This is a genomic window from uncultured Rothia sp. (genome assembly GCF_963507905.1).
Classification (GTDB): Bacteria; Actinomycetota; Actinomycetes; order Actinomycetales; family Micrococcaceae; genus Rothia.
In genome coordinates this window covers 63,878-79,575 of the sequence record NZ_CAUOUU010000004.1, presented here as the reverse complement: position 1 = coordinate 79,575, position 15,698 = coordinate 63,878, and the positions used below count along the sequence as shown (strand labels likewise).

General features: G+C 59.0%; 14 protein-coding genes. 5 read left to right on the top strand and 9 right to left on the bottom strand.

Annotation, left to right across the window (positions count from 1 at the left end; genetic code table 11):
- Positions 1-16 precede the first annotated feature (16 nt).
- Positions 17-1,018 carry a peptidoglycan bridge formation glycyltransferase FemA/FemB family protein gene (locus RQ593_RS04005; RefSeq protein WP_311449880.1) on the top strand — a complete coding sequence of 334 codons (1,002 nt, stop codon included), beginning with the start codon at positions 17-19 and terminating at the stop codon, positions 1,016-1,018.
- A gap of 150 nt (positions 1,019-1,168) precedes the next feature.
- Here RQ593_RS04005 and glpX read toward each other — a convergent pair whose 3' ends face one another.
- A complete protein-coding gene (glpX, locus tag RQ593_RS04000) occupies positions 1,169-2,176 on the bottom strand; it encodes a class II fructose-bisphosphatase (protein WP_049355000.1) in 1,008 nt (335 codons plus the stop codon).
- Between the two features lie 412 nt (positions 2,177-2,588).
- Between glpX and RQ593_RS03995 the strand changes: the two genes are divergently transcribed.
- Together RQ593_RS03995 and RQ593_RS03990 are read left to right on the top strand one after the other, a co-directional pair.
- Positions 2,589-3,308, top strand: a complete 720-nt coding sequence (locus RQ593_RS03995) for a carbonic anhydrase (RefSeq protein WP_311448600.1) — start codon at positions 2,589-2,591, stop codon at positions 3,306-3,308.
- A 224-nt stretch (positions 3,309-3,532) separates the two neighbouring features.
- Positions 3,533-4,939: a class II fumarate hydratase gene (locus RQ593_RS03990; RefSeq protein WP_060823847.1), complete on the top strand. Its 1,407-nt coding sequence runs from the start codon at positions 3,533-3,535 to the stop codon at positions 4,937-4,939.
- Positions 4,940-5,071: 132 nt separating this feature from the next.
- On the opposite strand, the gene RQ593_RS03985 is transcribed toward RQ593_RS03990, so the two are convergent.
- The 5 genes from RQ593_RS03985 to mca form a co-directional block, all read right to left on the bottom strand.
- Complete coding sequence (locus RQ593_RS03985) at positions 5,072-6,343, bottom strand: MFS transporter (RefSeq protein ID WP_246824612.1); 1,272 nt, start codon at positions 6,341-6,343, stop codon at positions 5,072-5,074.
- A 417-nt stretch (positions 6,344-6,760) separates the two neighbouring features.
- Positions 6,761-7,267: an NUDIX domain-containing protein gene (locus tag RQ593_RS03980; protein WP_070691471.1), complete on the bottom strand. Its 507-nt coding sequence runs from the start codon at positions 7,265-7,267 to the stop codon at positions 6,761-6,763.
- 126 nt (positions 7,268-7,393) lie between these two features.
- On the bottom strand, positions 7,394-7,921 hold the full coding sequence (locus RQ593_RS03975; RefSeq protein WP_049346792.1) for a prepilin peptidase: 528 nt from the start codon (positions 7,919-7,921) through the stop codon (positions 7,394-7,396).
- Positions 7,922-8,043: 122 nt separating this feature from the next.
- The gene (gene uppS, locus RQ593_RS03970; RefSeq protein WP_005508943.1) at positions 8,044-8,853 is read right to left on the bottom strand and encodes a polyprenyl diphosphate synthase; all 810 of its coding nucleotides are present in this window, start codon (positions 8,851-8,853) and stop codon (positions 8,044-8,046) included.
- Positions 8,854-9,132: 279 nt separating this feature from the next.
- Positions 9,133-10,104, bottom strand: coding sequence for a mycothiol conjugate amidase Mca (gene mca / locus RQ593_RS03965; RefSeq protein WP_311449879.1), 972 nt, complete (start codon positions 10,102-10,104; stop codon positions 9,133-9,135).
- Between the two features lie 454 nt (positions 10,105-10,558).
- Here mca and greA point away from each other — a divergent pair, with 454 nt between their 5' ends.
- Together greA and RQ593_RS03955 are read left to right on the top strand one after the other, a co-directional pair.
- Positions 10,559-11,056 carry a transcription elongation factor GreA gene (gene greA, locus RQ593_RS03960; protein ID WP_049327910.1) on the top strand — a complete coding sequence of 166 codons (498 nt, stop codon included), beginning with the start codon at positions 10,559-10,561 and terminating at the stop codon, positions 11,054-11,056.
- Positions 11,057-11,202: 146 nt separating this feature from the next.
- Positions 11,203-11,538, top strand: coding sequence for a hypothetical protein (locus tag RQ593_RS03955; protein WP_070687432.1), 336 nt, complete (start codon positions 11,203-11,205; stop codon positions 11,536-11,538).
- Positions 11,539-11,642: 104 nt separating this feature from the next.
- Here RQ593_RS03955 and ilvA read toward each other — a convergent pair whose 3' ends face one another.
- From ilvA to RQ593_RS03940, 3 genes are all read right to left on the bottom strand, one after another.
- A complete protein-coding gene (gene ilvA / locus RQ593_RS03950) occupies positions 11,643-12,896 on the bottom strand; it encodes a threonine ammonia-lyase (protein ID WP_311449878.1) in 1,254 nt (417 codons plus the stop codon).
- A gap of 233 nt (positions 12,897-13,129) precedes the next feature.
- Positions 13,130-14,407: an AI-2E family transporter gene (locus RQ593_RS03945; RefSeq protein ID WP_304192032.1), complete on the bottom strand. Its 1,278-nt coding sequence runs from the start codon at positions 14,405-14,407 to the stop codon at positions 13,130-13,132.
- Positions 14,408-14,577: 170 nt separating this feature from the next.
- Complete coding sequence (locus RQ593_RS03940) at positions 14,578-15,615, bottom strand: Bax inhibitor-1/YccA family protein (protein WP_311449911.1); 1,038 nt, start codon at positions 15,613-15,615, stop codon at positions 14,578-14,580.
- Positions 15,616-15,698 lie beyond the last annotated feature (83 nt).

Here is a 15,698-nt window from a genome sequence, read left to right as displayed (position 1 = left end):
CGGATACACTAGAAGTATGAGCAATATTCTTCAGTCCGATATTTGGGCACGTTTTCAGGAATCTAATGGTCACACCGTAATTCGTAAGAGCGGTAACGGCTGGTCGTACCTTGCGACCGTTGAGGGCGGTGCTACCGGCCGCTACTTGTACAGCCCGTACGGACCGGTTGCTTCGAGCGCTGTGGCCTTCGACGAGGCTCTTGCCTCGTTGAAGGAAGAGGCCGCGAAGCTTCGTTGTCTGTTTGTGCGTATTGAGCCTACTGAGTCCGCCATCTGGGGCGATCAGGATGCTGCGGCGTTCCTGGCTCGTCGCGGTGCGGTTCTGGCTCCTCGCCAGGTGCAGCCTTCGCACACGCAGATTATTGACCTCTCGGGCACCGAGGATGAGATCATCAAGGGAATGATTTCCGGTTATCGTACTCGTCATCGTAATATCCACAAGAAGGGCGTGACCGTTGAGGTGTCGACCAATCCCTCGGATATGTCGATTCTCTTCGGCTTCCTCGAGGAGACCGCGGAGCGTAACGGCTTCAACCGTCAGCACGACGACTACCTGATGCAGGCGGCTCGCGTGCTGATGCCCGCCGGTGCGGCGTCGCTCTACATTGCGAAGCTGGCGGGCGAGAACGGCGAGAGCACCCCGATTGCGGCGGCGTTCGTGTACGATTCGGACGATACCCGCACCTACGCGCACGCGGCGGCATCCTTCGAGCACCGCACCCTTAGTGCCGGTGTTGTGGTGATGACGAACTTAATCCTGGACGCTAAGCGTAAGGGTCTGAAGTACGTTGACCTCTTCGGCATCGCGCCGGAGGATCAGCCGGATCACGAGTGGGCCGGTTTCACGAAGTTCAAGAAGTCCTTCGGCGGCGAGTCCGTGGAGTACCCGGGTACCTGGGATGTTCCGGTGTCCTCGCTGGGTTACCGCGCCTACACCCTGGCGTACAAGGCTCGTCCTGCGGTTTGCGATGCAGTGGCAAAGGCGAAGGCAAAGGTTCAGTCCTTCCGCTCTCGCTAACGACTTCAGGCGCCCCAATCTGGGTAGGTTCTGAGAGCTAAAAGCTAAATATACGAGCCAATATATGGGCTTAAATATACAAGGGAGCCGCCCCCAACCGAGTGATTCGGTTGGGGGCGGCTCCGTATGTTTGGGGGCTACCTCAAAGGCTTAGGCTTCGCCGGGGCTCTTGGTGTGCGAGAGAATCTCGCGCAGACGGGAGAGGCGGTGCTCAGCCTCAACGGTACGCACGGTGCCCGAGGAGGAACGCATGACCAGCGACTGGGTGGTCACAACGTTCTTGCTGTAGCGCACGCCGCGCAGCAGCTTGCCGTCGGTGATGCCGGTTGCGGCGAAGAAGCAGTTGTCGCTGGTGACCAGGTCGTTGGTGGTCAGCACGCGGTCCAGGTCGTGGCCGGCTTCCAGTGCCTTCTCGCGCTCTGCCTCGTCGGTCGGTGCCAGACGGCCCTGAATCACGCCACCGGTTGCCTTGATAGCGCACGCTGCGACAACGCCTTCGGGGGTGCCGCCGGTGCCGAGCATGAGGTCCACGCCGGTGTTCTCGCGGCAGGCTGCGATAGCGCCGGCGACGTCACCGTCGAGGATGATGCGGGTACGGGCGCCTGCCTCGCGAATCTCCTGGATCAGCTTGGCGTGGCGGGGGCGGTCCAGCACGCATACGGTCAGCTCGCTGACCTTCTTGCCCTTAGCCTTAGCGACCAGGTGCAGGTTCTGCTTGACGGGCAGGCGCAGGTCCACGAACTCTGCGGCTTCGGGGCCGGTGACCAGCTTCTCCATGTAGAACACTGCGGAGGGGTCGAACATGGTGCCGCCGTCTGCCACAGCAATCACGGAGAGGGCGTTGTCCATGCCGAGTGCGGTCAGGCGGGTACCGTCGATGGGGTCAACTGCCACGTCGAGGGAGGGGCCGGAGCCATCGCCGACGTTCTCGCCGTTGTACAGCATGGGAGCCTTGTCCTTCTCGCCTTCACCGATGACGACGGTGCCGTTGAAGTTGACGGTGGAGAGGCGGTAGCGCATTGCGTCTACGGCTGCACCATCTGCGAGGTTCTTTTCGCCTGCGCCAACCCAGGGGCCTGCAGCAATTGCTGCTGCTTCAGTCGCGCGGACCAGTTCCATTGCGAGGTTGCGATCGCCGTGATTGTTGTTCGTAGTCATAGACTCACCTTCGAGATTTCTGAATACACTGTCGGCTGGCTGGTTCTTTCCAGCACGAAGTCGCCGACGCAGTAGTGCTCCTTTCAGGATAGCGCGCTCAGGCTTCGTTTTTCTTGTTCTGAACGAGTTTGCGTGCGTGTTGACTTTAAGGTGAGCAGATGCGGCAAATCGGTGAGGGCTTCATCTCTCTTCGGCACTTCATACGCTCTGAGGCGCTGATTTTGGGTGCTGTGAAGGCGTGCCAAACTAGCTATTTTTCGCATATTTAAGGCATATTTGAGGTAGGTTCTTTGCCGGATTCCGGTGAGGAGCTGCACTTCAGCGCGAGCGCTTGAAGCCCCACATACCCGATTCGCAGATTCGTTTGCTCTGGCGCAGGCGTTTTCTGTACTTGTCCGCTAAGGAGCATCACATGGCTGGTATTCAACCGACCCCCGCAGAGGCGTGGAAGCGTCTGAAGGACGGTAACCGCCGTTTCGTTGAGGGTAGCAATGAGCACCCCAACCAGGACACGATTCGCCGTACCGACCTTGCATCAGGTCAGTTCCCGTTCGCCTCGATTTTTGGTTGCGGTGACTCGCGTCTGGCGGCGGAGATTATTTTTGACCTGGGTCTGGGTGATGCGTTCGTGGTGCGTACCGCCGGCCACGTGCTGGAGAACGCTGCGCTCGGCTCGTTGGAGTACGCGGTTGAGGAGTTTGAGACCCCCATCGTGATGGTTCTCGGTCACGACTCCTGCGGTGCTGTGACCGCAGCCAGCAAGTCCCTGGAATCCGGTGAGATGCCGCACGGCTTCATCCGTAACCTGGTGCAGCACATCCTGCCTTCGGTGATGTCCCCGAAGCTGCCGGAGAACCCGGTCGTCAACGATATGGTGCGTGAGCACACCCGCCAGACCGCTATCCGCATTATTGAGCAGTCCCACATTATTTCGGATGCGGTGGTTGAGGGTAAGGTCGCCGTGATTGGTGTCTTCTACCACCTGAAGGAGGGTAAGGCGGAGCTGGTGTTCAGTTCGCAGGACCTGGCCCTGCCGGAGGAGAAGAACAGCGCGCAGAACCCGCCGACTCAGGCGCTTCCGGTGGTCGTGAAGACTCCCCCGCGCGTTGTGGTTGCCGAGAACCTGGACTAGATTTCCTCTTCTCCGCTCGTTGCGAGCCTTAGTGCGAGAACCCACACGCTCGCACTTAACAACAGATTTTTCTATGGGATATCCCCGCCACGGTAGCGTGTTCGCACATCTACCGGGGCGGGGTTTTTCTGCGCCTTCTCACGCCGCAAAATTTATGAGCGTTTTTCCTCTTTTGACACCTTTTCGAGGCGACGTAAGCCACTTTGAACGCCTATCCTAGAGGTATGGCTGAAAACATTGAATACCGCATTGAACATGACACCATGGGCGAAGTTCGCGTTCCGGCTGATGCACTCTACCGTGCACAGACCCAGCGCGCAGTCGAGAACTTCCCGATTTCGGGTCAGACCCTCGAATCCGCCCATATTCGTGCGCTTGCCCTCGTGAAGAAGGCAGCCGCGACCGCCAATGAGGAACTCAAGGTGCTCGACGCTGAGCGCGCCCAGGCTATCCGCGACGCAGCGGATCTGGTAGCAACCGGTAAGTACGACGCCCACTTCCCCATTGACGTCTTCCAGACCGGTTCCGGTACCTCCTCGAACATGAACGCGAACGAGGTCCTGGCAACCCTGGCAACCCGTTCCCTGGAGTCCAAGGGCATTGAGGTTCACCCCAATGACCACGTGAACGCTTCCCAGTCCTCCAACGATGTCTTCCCCACCTCCGTGCACGTTGCAGTGACCGAGGCTCTGGTGAAGGACCTGATTCCCGCTCTCGAGGTGCTCGCTGAGTCCCTGGAGCGCAAGTCCGTTGAGTTCAAGGACGTTGTGAAGTCCGGTCGTACCCACCTGATGGACGCAACCCCCATCACCCTGGGCCAGGAGTTCTCCGGCTACGCCGCAACCGTGCGTTACGGCATTGAGCGTGTGAACGCTTCCCTGCCCCGCGTGGCTGAGGTTCCCCTGGGCGGTACCGCTGTGGGTACCGGCATCAACACCCCCGACGGCTTCTCCGCTCGCGTGATTGAGCTGCTGGCTGAGGAGACCGGTCTGCCCCTGACCGAGGCTCGTAACCACTTTGAGGCTCAGGCTAACCGTGACGGCCTGATTGAGGTTTCCGGTCAGCTGCGCACCCTGGCGTACGGCCTGATGAAGATCAGCAACGACATCCGCTGGATGGGTTCGGGCCCGAACACCGGCCTGGGCGAGCTGCACATCCCCGACCTGCAGCCCGGTTCCTCGATTATGCCCGGTAAGGTCAACCCCGTGATTTGTGAGGCTACCATCATGGTTGCCGCTCAGGTTATCGGTAACGACGCAACCATCGCTCTGTCTTCCACTAACGGCGCGTTTGAGCTGAACGTGGGTATCCCGGTGATGGCCGCTAACCTGCTGCAGTCGATCCGCCTGCTCGCTAACGTCTCCCGCGTTTCGGCTGAGAAGATGATTGACGGTCTGACCGCTAACGTTGACCGTTGCCGCTTCCTGGCTGAGGCTTCGCCGTCGACCGTGACCCCGCTGAACAAGCTGATTGGTTACGAGGCTGCTGCGAAGATCGCTAAGTACTCGGTGGCTCACAAGGTGACTGTCCGTGAGGCAGTTGTGGCACTGGGCTACGTGGAGCGCGGCGAAGTGACTGAGGAGCAGCTGGATGCGGCTCTGGACGTCACCAAGATGCTGGGCAACTTCTAATCTCACCCGCCTGAACCTCGCCTGAGGTTCGCGGCTTAACCATAGAGGGAGGGGCGACTCGCCATGACGGCGGGTCGCCCCTCCTTCTGTGTGTGTTCTCTGCCCCGTCATTGAGTTGGCAGCAGGTCCTCACTATTGTTCAACAATATTGAACACTTTGAACTGTTTATAGTGGACCAGCGTGTAGATGAGGCAGAGTACAGCCGGGATACTGACGACAAGCGCAGCGTTGAAGGAGCCGAGATGGTCAAGCATCAGTGCTACCGCACCCATGGAGTACAGCGTTCCTAACCCAAACACGGCACCGTCAAGGGAGCTGGCACGCCCCAGTAGCTCATTCGGTGTAATGCAGTCACGCAGATTGTTGGAGAAGATGAAAGCTGATGCCCATCCTACGTCCAGGATGAAGAGCAGGGCGCCGAGCACTACGGGGTTATTGCTGACGGTGACGAGCGGTATTCCAAGCAGGGATACGACGTTGGCAACCAGTAGCATTCCTCGTGTGTTCTCGAAAGAGAGGAAACGATCGATGATGAGCGCCGCGACGATACCACCGATACCGCTGCAGGCCATAATCATGCCTACCACTGAGGCTTCAAAAGTGAGTTCCTCATACAGGCGGTAAATAATGATGAGTGAATACGATGCCGTAGCTGCCGCCAAGAAGAACGTGTAGACAAGGATAAGTCTCTGCGGGGCGCCGGAGAACATGTATTGGATACCGTCAAACATGCGGTGAATAAACCCATGTTGTGCGGTTTCGCGTTGCTCAGTTTTAGTTTCCATCTCTACGGATGGCAACGTTGCGTATGAAATAGTTGCCGCTCCGAAAAGGAGCACCGGGACGATAAGACCGACCGTTGCACCCGCGACAAGAACAATAAATCCTGCTGTAGGGGGTGCAATGATTGCGGATATTCCCTCGCAAATTTCACGACGTGCATTGTACGAAAGAAGGTTTTCTCGTCCGAGAAGCTGCGGAATATATCCTGCTTCTGAGGCAGCAGCCAGTTCGGAGAAGACACCGCTCACAAATCCTAGTGCGGCGATGGTGAACCATGACAGCATATGCTGCTCAATCATCAACGCCAAGGTAAGGATGCTGAGGATGTTTACTGCCCCGGCAATCACAATCATAGGTTTTCGAGGCAGACTATCAGATAGGGTTGCTAGTGGATATGCCAAGGCGATATTGGGGATTTGCATGGCTACCGCCATTACGCCAGCCAACCCAATTTCGCCTGTACTAGCGAGAATCGCGATGGGTAGGGCGAAGGAATATATTCCTGTACCTACCAGAGAGCCAATAAGGGCTACGTAGATTCTCCAGGGTATTTTATGTGTTGTCATGCTTTGCTCCTTCCAGGACGCATCAAAATAGCGCCCAAGAATTGCGATGAACACAATGAGCCTAGTTCACAGAAAAATGGCATGCCTTAAAGATTTATAGGCAGAGTAAAAGGAAAGCGACTACGCTCACCAGAACATCACGTGAACGAATCTTTCTCGGGTTACTGACTAATACGGGGCCGTCACTCCCAATGTAACCCGTGTCATATATAAAGCATCTCATGTACACCACTCATAACTCGATACACAGACGCAACTTAAGGTAAAGAAGACAAAAACAAAATAAAACCACGGCAACCTTTAGGCTTCCAGTCCCCCACTCCCACAGAAAAACAGGAAGAACCACCCAATAACATGTAACAAACTGTCATAAAAATGCTGGGAGGGGCGACTCGCCATGACGGCGGGTCGCCCCTCCTTCTGTATGTACAGGTTTAGTTCGGCAGCTTTTACTCAGTCCCAGTAACCGGTCTAGAGCTCTTCCGGCGGCACCGACTCCAAACCAAAACGGCAGTGGCCGTTATAGTTCAGCGCCGCATCAATACGGTCCAGCATCCGATCCGAAAGCAACGCACGCTCCGCCGGGTCAGACACATCCACCCAACGCACCTGCGAAGACTCCTCGTCGTTCACCTTCGCCTCACCAGAAACCCAGCGGCACAAGAACGTATGATCCAAGAACTGGCAGCGGTCACCATTACCGAACTGCATCGGCGGGTCAGCCTTCACCTGCGCCAGCTCCAGCACCTCAATCTGCACGTTCGCCTCCTCCTGCGCCTCACGCAGGCAGGTCAGTGCGGGGCTCTCCCCCGGGTCCACAATGCCCGTAATCGGGGTCCACGCCCCGTTATCGCTACGGCGCACCAGTAGCACCTTAGAATCCTGCTCACGGTACACCACAGCCGTCGCACCGGACAGCCACAGGTAATCCGATCCAATCTGCTCACGCAGCTTACGGATATAGGGAGGAGTAGGCATAACATCAACCTTTCAAAAGCCCCGGCAAGTCTATCGGGAATAGGTGCTAGAGAGCAGAGCAAACAGCCGCGGGCCATACACAGAACGAGCCCGCCACTTAGCCGGACGGTCACCCTACTTCGGAATCTACCACAGAGAATACGCCGGAGCAGCCAACGCCACCAGCGCACCCAGAAGCATAAACGGGCCGAACGCAATGCGGGTGCTACCGCGTGCCTTCGTGAACAGAACCAGAGCCAAAGACACCAGACCACCGGCAAGGAACGTCACCAGCGACGCCCAGCCCAGATTCGCCCAGGACAGGTACCCGAGCACGCCGCCCAGAATACCCGCAAGCTTCACATCTCCGCGGCCCAGCGCGCCAAAAGACAGGATACGCAGAAGCAGGTAGCAGAACCACAGCACCAGACCGGCACCAATCACACGCCAAATATCGGCGGGGCGACCGGCAAAAAGCAAAGACACCGGCAGCGCCGTATAGGTGGCAATAGCCAAAGGAATCAGGATGCGGTGCGGCAGACGGTGCTCCCGCACATCAATACGCCACAGCCGCAGGGCGCACCACAGAAAATACAGCAGGTAGCTGCCGAGCACCAGAGCGGCAATTGTGGAGGCGCCTCCAGCGTTGTAGAGGCGGGAAAGCTCAGCGAGCATAGAACGTCCATTCTGTATTGCTGGAGGCTGTACTACCGGAGGCTGCTAGCCAGGAACCAACTAGTCAGGAACCAGCCAGCCGGCCGAGAAACATGCACCGATGGCGCTAGGGCATCCAAGTTCTAGGAACCGAAGCGGCGGGAACGGTTCGCGTAATCCCGCAGGGCACGCAGAAAATCAACGCGTGTGAAATCCGGCCACAGGGCGCGGCAGAAGTAAAACTCAGAATACGCACTCTGCCAGGTCATGAAACCGGACAGGCGCTGCTCGCCCGAAGTGCGAATCAGCAGGTCCGGGTCGGGCATATCGGCGGTGTACAGGTGCGAAGAAATATCCTCCACGCTCAGCTGTTCGGCAAGCGAGTCCAAGGATGCCCCCTCAGCGGCAGCCTCGCGCAGAACCGAGCGGACCGCGTCCACAATCTCCTGGCGGCCGCCGTAACCGACCGCAATGTTCACGCGAACACCGGGCAGGTGCGCAGTCTGCTCAATCGCCCAGTCCAGGCGCTCGTGCAGCTGGCGAGGAATCAGGTCAATATTGCCGATAGCGCGCACCGGACCGCAGGCGGACTCCACCAGACGCACCAAGAACGCATCAATCACAGCGACCAGACCGGTCAGTTCCTTCTCGGGGCGTTTCAGGTTCTCGGTGGAGAGCATGTACAGGCTCACCTGCGGAATCGACAGCTCAGTGCACCAGGCAAGAAAATCAATAATTCGCTCCGCACCGGCGGCGTGGCCCTCACGGGTGCTCAAGCCGCGCTGAGCCGCCCAGCGACGGTTACCGTCCACCAGCACTCCGATATGTGCCGGCAGGGATTCGGGGCTCAGCGAGCGCGCCAGAGCCTGCTCATAGACGGTAGGCTCAGTGACAGTACCGGGGTTGCTGGCGTGGCCGTGCACAGTAATCACGGGCAGGGCGTTGGCGCTCATAGCTCATACCTCATTCGGCTGTCGTGGCAGATGATTCAGAGGGCTCCTAACGAAAGAGCCCAAGCTCTTATTCTACGCCGCCGCGCCGTGCCTTCGCGGCAATCGGCATCACGGTTGGGCTGAGAATCGGCTCAAAATTTGTGGCGGCAGGTAAGGGCGTATGGGGCGCGCGAAGGGGCGGCACACCTCGCGCGCATAAGAAAAGCTGATGCCCTTCACCCACGATTCATATCGCCGGTAAAGGGCATCATTCGCTAACGTGGGGCGATACACCCCACCCTAGATAACGTAGTAGTCGCTCAGGCCCTCATCCAGGCTAGATTCGGGCAGCTGAACCTCAGCGTGCGAGGCAGCCAGCGTGTAGTCCTCCCAGGGCCAAATATCCTTCAGCTGCTCACTGGGAACGGCGAAGAACACTCCGTTCGGGTCCACCTGCGAGGCGTGCGCACGCAAAGCCTGATCGCGCTGCTCAAAGTGATCGGTCACCAGGATGCGGGTCGTAGTCTCGTGGCGAGGCGCTTCACCCGAAGCGGCGCGGTGCGCGATGTTCTCAATCCATCCGCTCAGCAGGCTCTCACCGTGCGTATCGAGCAGGTGCTCGTGCAGGGCGAGGGTGCGTTCGGGGTTGAATGCGCGGTCGTAGTAGAGCTTCTGCGGGGTCCAGGGCTCACCCTCCCCCACATATGCCTCGGGGTCGCCCGCCTTCTCGAATGCCTCCACGGCAACCTTGTGGGTCATGATGTGGTCGGGGTGCGGGTAACCACCGATTTCGTCATAGGTAATGATGATGTGCGGGCGGTACTCACGCACCAGGCGCACCAGCGGCGCGGCGGCACGGTCCAGGGGCATAGTACCGAAGCTACCGAAAGGAAGCGGCGGCATCGGGTCGCCCTCGGGCAGACCCGAGTCGAAGAAGCCAATCCAGCGGTGCTCAATGCCCATAATCTCGCGGGCAGCCGCCATCTCGGAGCGGCGCAGACCCGGCAGATCACGGTGCGCGCGCGGGCTGTTAGCAATCTCCTCGTTCAGGATGTCGCCGCGCTCGCCGCCAGTCATCGTCGCCACCATGAAGCGGGCACCGCGGGCAATATACGCGGAAGCGGTGCCGGCGCCCTTAGAGGACTCATCATCCGGGTGAGCGTGCACGGCAAGGATGCGCAGGCCAGTGTAGTCCTCCTCCAGCGGTTTAATAGAGTCCACGGGAGGGTGAGTCGGCAGGTTTGCCTTCAGCTGTTCGATGGCTTCGCTCACGGTGGTCTCCTTTAGGTGATGCGCCTTTAGTTGATGCGCCAAATCGGGTGGGTGCGGGGTGCGGCTGATGTGTCTGTGGTTCGCGAATGCGAGCGCCACACTGCGGAAATTTTACGTGTGTAGCTTCTCGTATGATACCCAAGGACAGCACCGGTACACTAGCGCAGATGACGCCGTGTGACATCGTGAAACGTACCGTCATATCCGCGCAACCACTTGGTAACCAGCCGGCAGAAACCGCCACCAGGTTCAGCTACCGGCATGCACACCGGCAAGGATGCGCTCAGAGGTGAAGATACGACCGGCATAACAGCCGAAAATCCTCCGGTGCTCTAGAATAGGTCTGTTGATTCATTCCGTTACCGGCATCGCCGCCCCCTTTCTGAACGCGGCACGCGGTAGCGGGTTTATTCGTTTCGCACCGGCAAAGCCGGCGCATAAGCAAAGGACACGCATGGCTGAAAACACCGGTGCATGGCTCACTCAGGACGCCTTCGACCGCCTCACCCAGGAGCTGGAGCACCTCTCCGGCCCGTACCGTCAGGAAATCGTTGACCGCATCGCGCAGGCTCGCGACGAGGGCGACCTCCGTGAGAACGGCGGCTACCACGCTGCACGCGACGAGCAGGCTAAGAACGAGGCGCGCATCAAGCAGCTCAAGCACCTGCTCGAAACCGCACAGATTGGTGAGGCACCCGTTGATGACGGCGTGGTCAGCCACGGTATGGTCATCGAGGCTGAGGTTGCAGGCCGCACCCTGAAGTTCCTGCTCGGCTCCCGCGAAATTGAGGACACCCTCCCCGCGGGCACCGACCTGAAGGTCTTCTCCGAGAAGTCTCCGCTGGGTGCCGCAATCATGGGCGCTAAGCAGGGCGACGAGGTTTCCTACACCGCTCCGAACGGCAAGGAACTGAGCGCCAAGATTGTCTCCGTGACCCCTTACCAGGGCTAAGCTCTGGGCGCAAAAGGTTTCAGGTGAAAACTCGGGCTACTCGTATAGTCCGGGTTTTTATGTAACCGTTATAGCCCACCTTCAAGTGCCCGCTCCCCTGGCCGTTTCGGGCGTATCCCTTGCAATATCCCCTCTTAAGGAAAACTATGGAACCTGTAGATTTTGACGATATTCCCCTCGAGATTTTTCTGGAGGATATTATGGACCTCACCCGGCTGTTTCCGGAGGATTTTCCTGCGGAATTCGCTAAAATGGCCGCACGTATCGGGGTGGAGAAACAGCACCTGTTCATTACAGACTTCATCGAAGACACCCGGGAACATGTGGTAGAGCACTATCTGGGGTATGTCTTTGATGCGCTCAACCGCAGAATGTACCAGTACGAGATTCGGGGCGGGAACAAGCTCTATCTTAAGGAAGTCCCGGTGGAGGACCTCACTGTACGCGATACGTACAGTGTGAAGGTTCTTGACCTGCTCTAGTACGGCGGCACCCGGGCAGGATGCAAGCCCCGCCCCGTTGCAGCACCGACAGGGTCACAACGGTACCGGTTGGTATAGTGCGGGGGCTGCCCACGTTCGGGTCTTTAGTAGACGATAATCGGGCGGAAGCCCTCATCCTCCAGGGCAGAAATAACCTGGCGGCAGTGCTCCACACCCTTGGTCTCCATGTCAATCGTAATCGACACGTCGCCCATGGAGAGCGAACCACCCACGCGGGTGTGGTCCACACCGGTCACATTCGCGTCGTTCTCAGAGATGATGCGGGAAATGGTTGCCAGCTCACCCGGACGGTCAGAAAGCATCATCTTCACAGTCATGTAGCGGCCAGCCGCAGACAGACCGCGCTGAATCACCTTCAGCATCAGCATCGGGTCAATATTGCCACCGGAGAGCACACACACGACCGTACCCAGATCGCCGTACTCCTCCTTCAGCTTGCCGTTCATCAGCGCCGCCACGGGCACCGAACCGGCAGGCTCCACCACAAGCTTGTTACGTTCCATCAGGAAAATCAGGGCGCGAGCGATATCGTCTTCGCTCACGGTCGCCACATCGTCCACCAGCTCCTTGATGATGGAGAAAGGCATCTGGCCGGGGCGACCCACCGCAATACCGTCAGCGATGGTAGAAACCTTCTTCAGCGGCACCAGAGCATCCGCGGCAAGGGACAGCGGGTACGCCGCCGCGTGCTCCGCCTGAACACCAATAATCTTGATCTTCTTGCCGAGCTTCTGCTCCTTCGCGCGGATAGCAGCGGACAGACCCGCCAGCAGACCGCCGCCGCCAACACCCACGATCACGGTGTCAACGTCCGGAACCTGCTCCAGAATCTCCAAGCCGATAGTGCCCTGACCGGCAATAATGTCTTCATTGTCGAAGGGGTGCACAAACACAGCGCCGGTCTCTTCGGCGTAGCGCTTTGCCTCCGCCAGAGCCTCGTCCACGGTCACGCCGTGCAGCTCAACCTCAGCGCCGTGATCACGGGTCGCAGTAATCTTCGGCAGCGCCGCACCCAGCGGCATGTAAATACGAGCCTTAATGCCCAGACGGTCAGCCGCCAGCGCCACACCCTGAGCGTGGTTACCCGCGCTCGCCGCCACGACGCCGCGCTTCTTCTCCTCCTCGGAAAGCTTCGCCATACGCACGTACGCACCGCGCACCTTGAAAGAACCGGCACGCTGCAGGTTCTCACACTTGAAGAAAACCTCGGACCCGAGGCGCTGGCTCAGCGCACGCGAATGAGCGACGGGGGTGCGTTCAATAACGCCTTCGAGCAGCTCTGCGGCACGTTCAATATCGGTGATGGTCACGGGCAGGGAGTCGAGATTTACGCTCACGAGGTTTCCATTCTGATGGTGCGTTGCCCCGCGGGCGCGGGGCGGTGATGTATTGCTCATCCCATTTTAGAGGATGGGTACAGTGAAGGGGGCTACTCGGTCGCGAGTAGCCCCCTAGCGAGACACCGCCGTAGACGGCATCGCGGCCGGCGGTATCGCCGGGACGAGTTAGCGGTGCGTTATCGAGGATGGCGGGGTGCCCTACGCCAAAACCTCCCGCTCGATGCGGGCCCCTAGTCTTCGGAGGAGTCCGAAACCTCGGGATCCCGATTCTCAGGCTCCTCAGCCTTCTGATGGCGCGGCACTCGGGAGGCCAGCTTCTTGACGCTCTCCTGCCGTTCCAGGGCCTTCTCCTCAGCCTGCTCGCGGCGAGCCACCTCGTGCGGGAAGAGGAACTCCTCATCGCGCAAGCCGGGATCGTGTTCCCAACCGCGATCCGCCAGGTAACGCACCACCGCGTTGACCACAGCCAGAGTCGGCACAGCGAACAGAGCACCCACCGCACCAAAAATCATGGATCCACCAGCCACCGAGAAAATAACCGCCAGCGGGTGCAGGGAGACAGCCTTACCCATAATGAGCGGCTGCAGAATGTGGGATTCGAGCTGCTGAACCAGCAGAACAATACCGAGCATAATCAGCGCCTGCACCGGGCCCAGAGCAACCAGCGCCAGCAGCACAGCCACAGCACCGGAAATGAGAGCACCAATCACCGGAACGAAGGAGCCGAGGAAGACTAGCACACCCAGCGGGATAGCCAGCGGAACACCCAGGATTGCGGCACCAATACCGATGCCGACAGCGTCAATAGCCGCCACCAGAATCTGAACGCGCACGTACGCACCCAGGGACTTCCAGCCCGCACGACCCGCACCGTTGACGGCGGCACGCGCATCCTTCGGGAAGAGGCGGGTGACGAACAGCCAGATACGCTCGCCCTCCATCAGGAAGAAGACCAGGGTAAACAGGGTCAGCAGGGTACCGGTCGCAACCTCAGCCGCAGTAGAACCCACCTGAGACACACCGTGCAGCACAGAGCTGGGGTTATTGGTTGCAGCACTCTCCATCTGATCCAGCAGCTGGTTCAGCTGGTCGGCACCGAACTCGTAGCCGAGATCCTTCAGCCAACCAATCAGCTGCTGGTAGCCCTGCATCGCCTTATCCGCCATGGACACAAAACCACGCACAATCTGCTGACCGGTCAACGAAATAATACCGGCGAGCACCAGAATCATACCGATTTCGGCAATAGCCGCCGCCCCACCGGCACGAACGCCCTTCTTACGCAGAAGCATCACGGCGGGGCTCAACAGAGCCGCCAGCAGCAGAGCCACCAGAAGAGAAATAACCAGCAGGGAGACGTGCCCCAGACCCTTCCAAAGGATCCAACCGGCACCGGCAATCATAATGATGCGCCACGCCCAAGCACCGGCAACTTCCATAGCAAAAGGCACCCGGTAGCCGCGCTCCTCCTCGGCTACATGTTCTTCTGCAACAGGTGTAATTTTCACGGTGTCTCCAAATCGTTATCGGTGTTGCCCCGCGCGGGGCAGCTCGGCTACCCCAGCGGAGGCGATATGTGGTGATATTGTCGTGCCCCTCCCCTGCGCCTCGATACATCGGGGAAGTAAAGCGGCAAAGGCGGCGGCACCATCACGGTACCGCCGCCTCATCATGAGCTTTAGTCGTTGCTAAAGATGCTTGCCAGGTACATGAGAACACGCAGGATCTCAACGTACAGCCAGACCAGAGAAGCGGTCAGGCCGAATGCAAGGCGCCAGGACTCACGCTCGGGCAGGCCAGCCTCCACAGCTTCGGAGGTGGTGGTGAAGTCCAGCAGCAGCGAGTAGGTTGCCAGCGCAACAGCGAACAGACCAACAACCAGGCCCAGCGGGATACCACCGATCGAGAAGCTGTTCAGCGAGGAACCGAAGATACCCGCACCCAGGATCGAGATGAAACCGTACGCCAGGTAGCCAATAGCGCCGATCATGAAGATCTTGTTGAGCTTGGGGGTTGCACGCAACTTACCGTTCGCGAACAGAGCCAGGGTAGTACCTGCAACCGCGAGGGTTGCCAGAACAGCCTGAATTGCCACGCCGGGGTAGCGCATGTCCACAACAGCGGACAGGCCACCGAGCAGCAGACCTTCCATGAGCGCGTAGGTCATGACCAGGACCGGGGAAACCTTCTTCTTGAAGGAGTTCACCAGACCCAGGACCAGACCGCCCACCATGCCCAGGAACAGCAGCACCGGCATGTACCATGCAACAGCGGCACCGACAGCGACCAGGCCCAGGTTGATGCCGGTCTTAACCATGACATCGTTCATGGTCAGACGCTCACCGGCGGGGATGGGCTCCGAGTAGGTGGGGGCTGCTACGCCGTAGTCAGCCTCACCGTACGGCTGGCCGTACTGTGCCTGCTGACCGTACTGGGGCTGGCCATACTGCTGACCGTAGGGCTGCTGGCCGTACTGTGCCTGCTGACCATACTGGGGCTGGCCGTAGGTGTTCTGTCCGTAGCCCTGCTGGTCATACTGCTGACCGTACGACTGCTGACCATACTGGCCATAGGTCTGCTGCTGACCGTACTGTGCCTGCTGACCATACTGTGCCTGCTGGCTGGTCTGCTGCGGCTGCGCACCAAAGCGACCGAAACGAGAGTCACCCTGAGTGACATTCTTCGTCATTGAATTCAGAAGCGGGTTTCCCGCCATCATGCTCTCCTTCATACGGGGACAAAACTAATTCTTGTTAATTCTATCGGATAGATTCTGCGCTCACGGGCGCTGTTCGTTAC

What these genes read in the sequence shown, in the direction of transcription:
- RQ593_RS04005 (WP_311449880.1), top strand. Translation starts at nt 17, where the DNA reads ATGAGCAATATTCTTCAGTCCGATATTTGGGCACGTTTTCAGGAATCT.
- glpX (WP_049355000.1), bottom strand. Translation starts at nt 2,176, where the DNA reads ATGACTACGAACAACAATCACGGCGATCGCAACCTCGCAATGGAACTG.
- RQ593_RS03995 (WP_311448600.1), top strand. Translation starts at nt 2,589, where the DNA reads ATGGCTGGTATTCAACCGACCCCCGCAGAGGCGTGGAAGCGTCTGAAG.
- RQ593_RS03990 (WP_060823847.1), top strand. Translation starts at nt 3,533, where the DNA reads ATGGCTGAAAACATTGAATACCGCATTGAACATGACACCATGGGCGAA.
- RQ593_RS03980 (WP_070691471.1), bottom strand. Translation starts at nt 7,267, where the DNA reads ATGCCTACTCCTCCCTATATCCGTAAGCTGCGTGAGCAGATTGGATCG.
- RQ593_RS03975 (WP_049346792.1), bottom strand. Translation starts at nt 7,921, where the DNA reads ATGCTCGCTGAGCTTTCCCGCCTCTACAACGCTGGAGGCGCCTCCACA.
- uppS (WP_005508943.1), bottom strand. Translation starts at nt 8,853, where the DNA reads ATGAGCGCCAACGCCCTGCCCGTGATTACTGTGCACGGCCACGCCAGC.
- greA (WP_049327910.1), top strand. Translation starts at nt 10,559, where the DNA reads ATGGCTGAAAACACCGGTGCATGGCTCACTCAGGACGCCTTCGACCGC.
- RQ593_RS03955 (WP_070687432.1), top strand. Translation starts at nt 11,203, where the DNA reads ATGGAACCTGTAGATTTTGACGATATTCCCCTCGAGATTTTTCTGGAG.
- RQ593_RS03940 (WP_311449911.1), bottom strand. Translation starts at nt 15,615, where the DNA reads ATGGCGGGAAACCCGCTTCTGAATTCAATGACGAAGAATGTCACTCAG.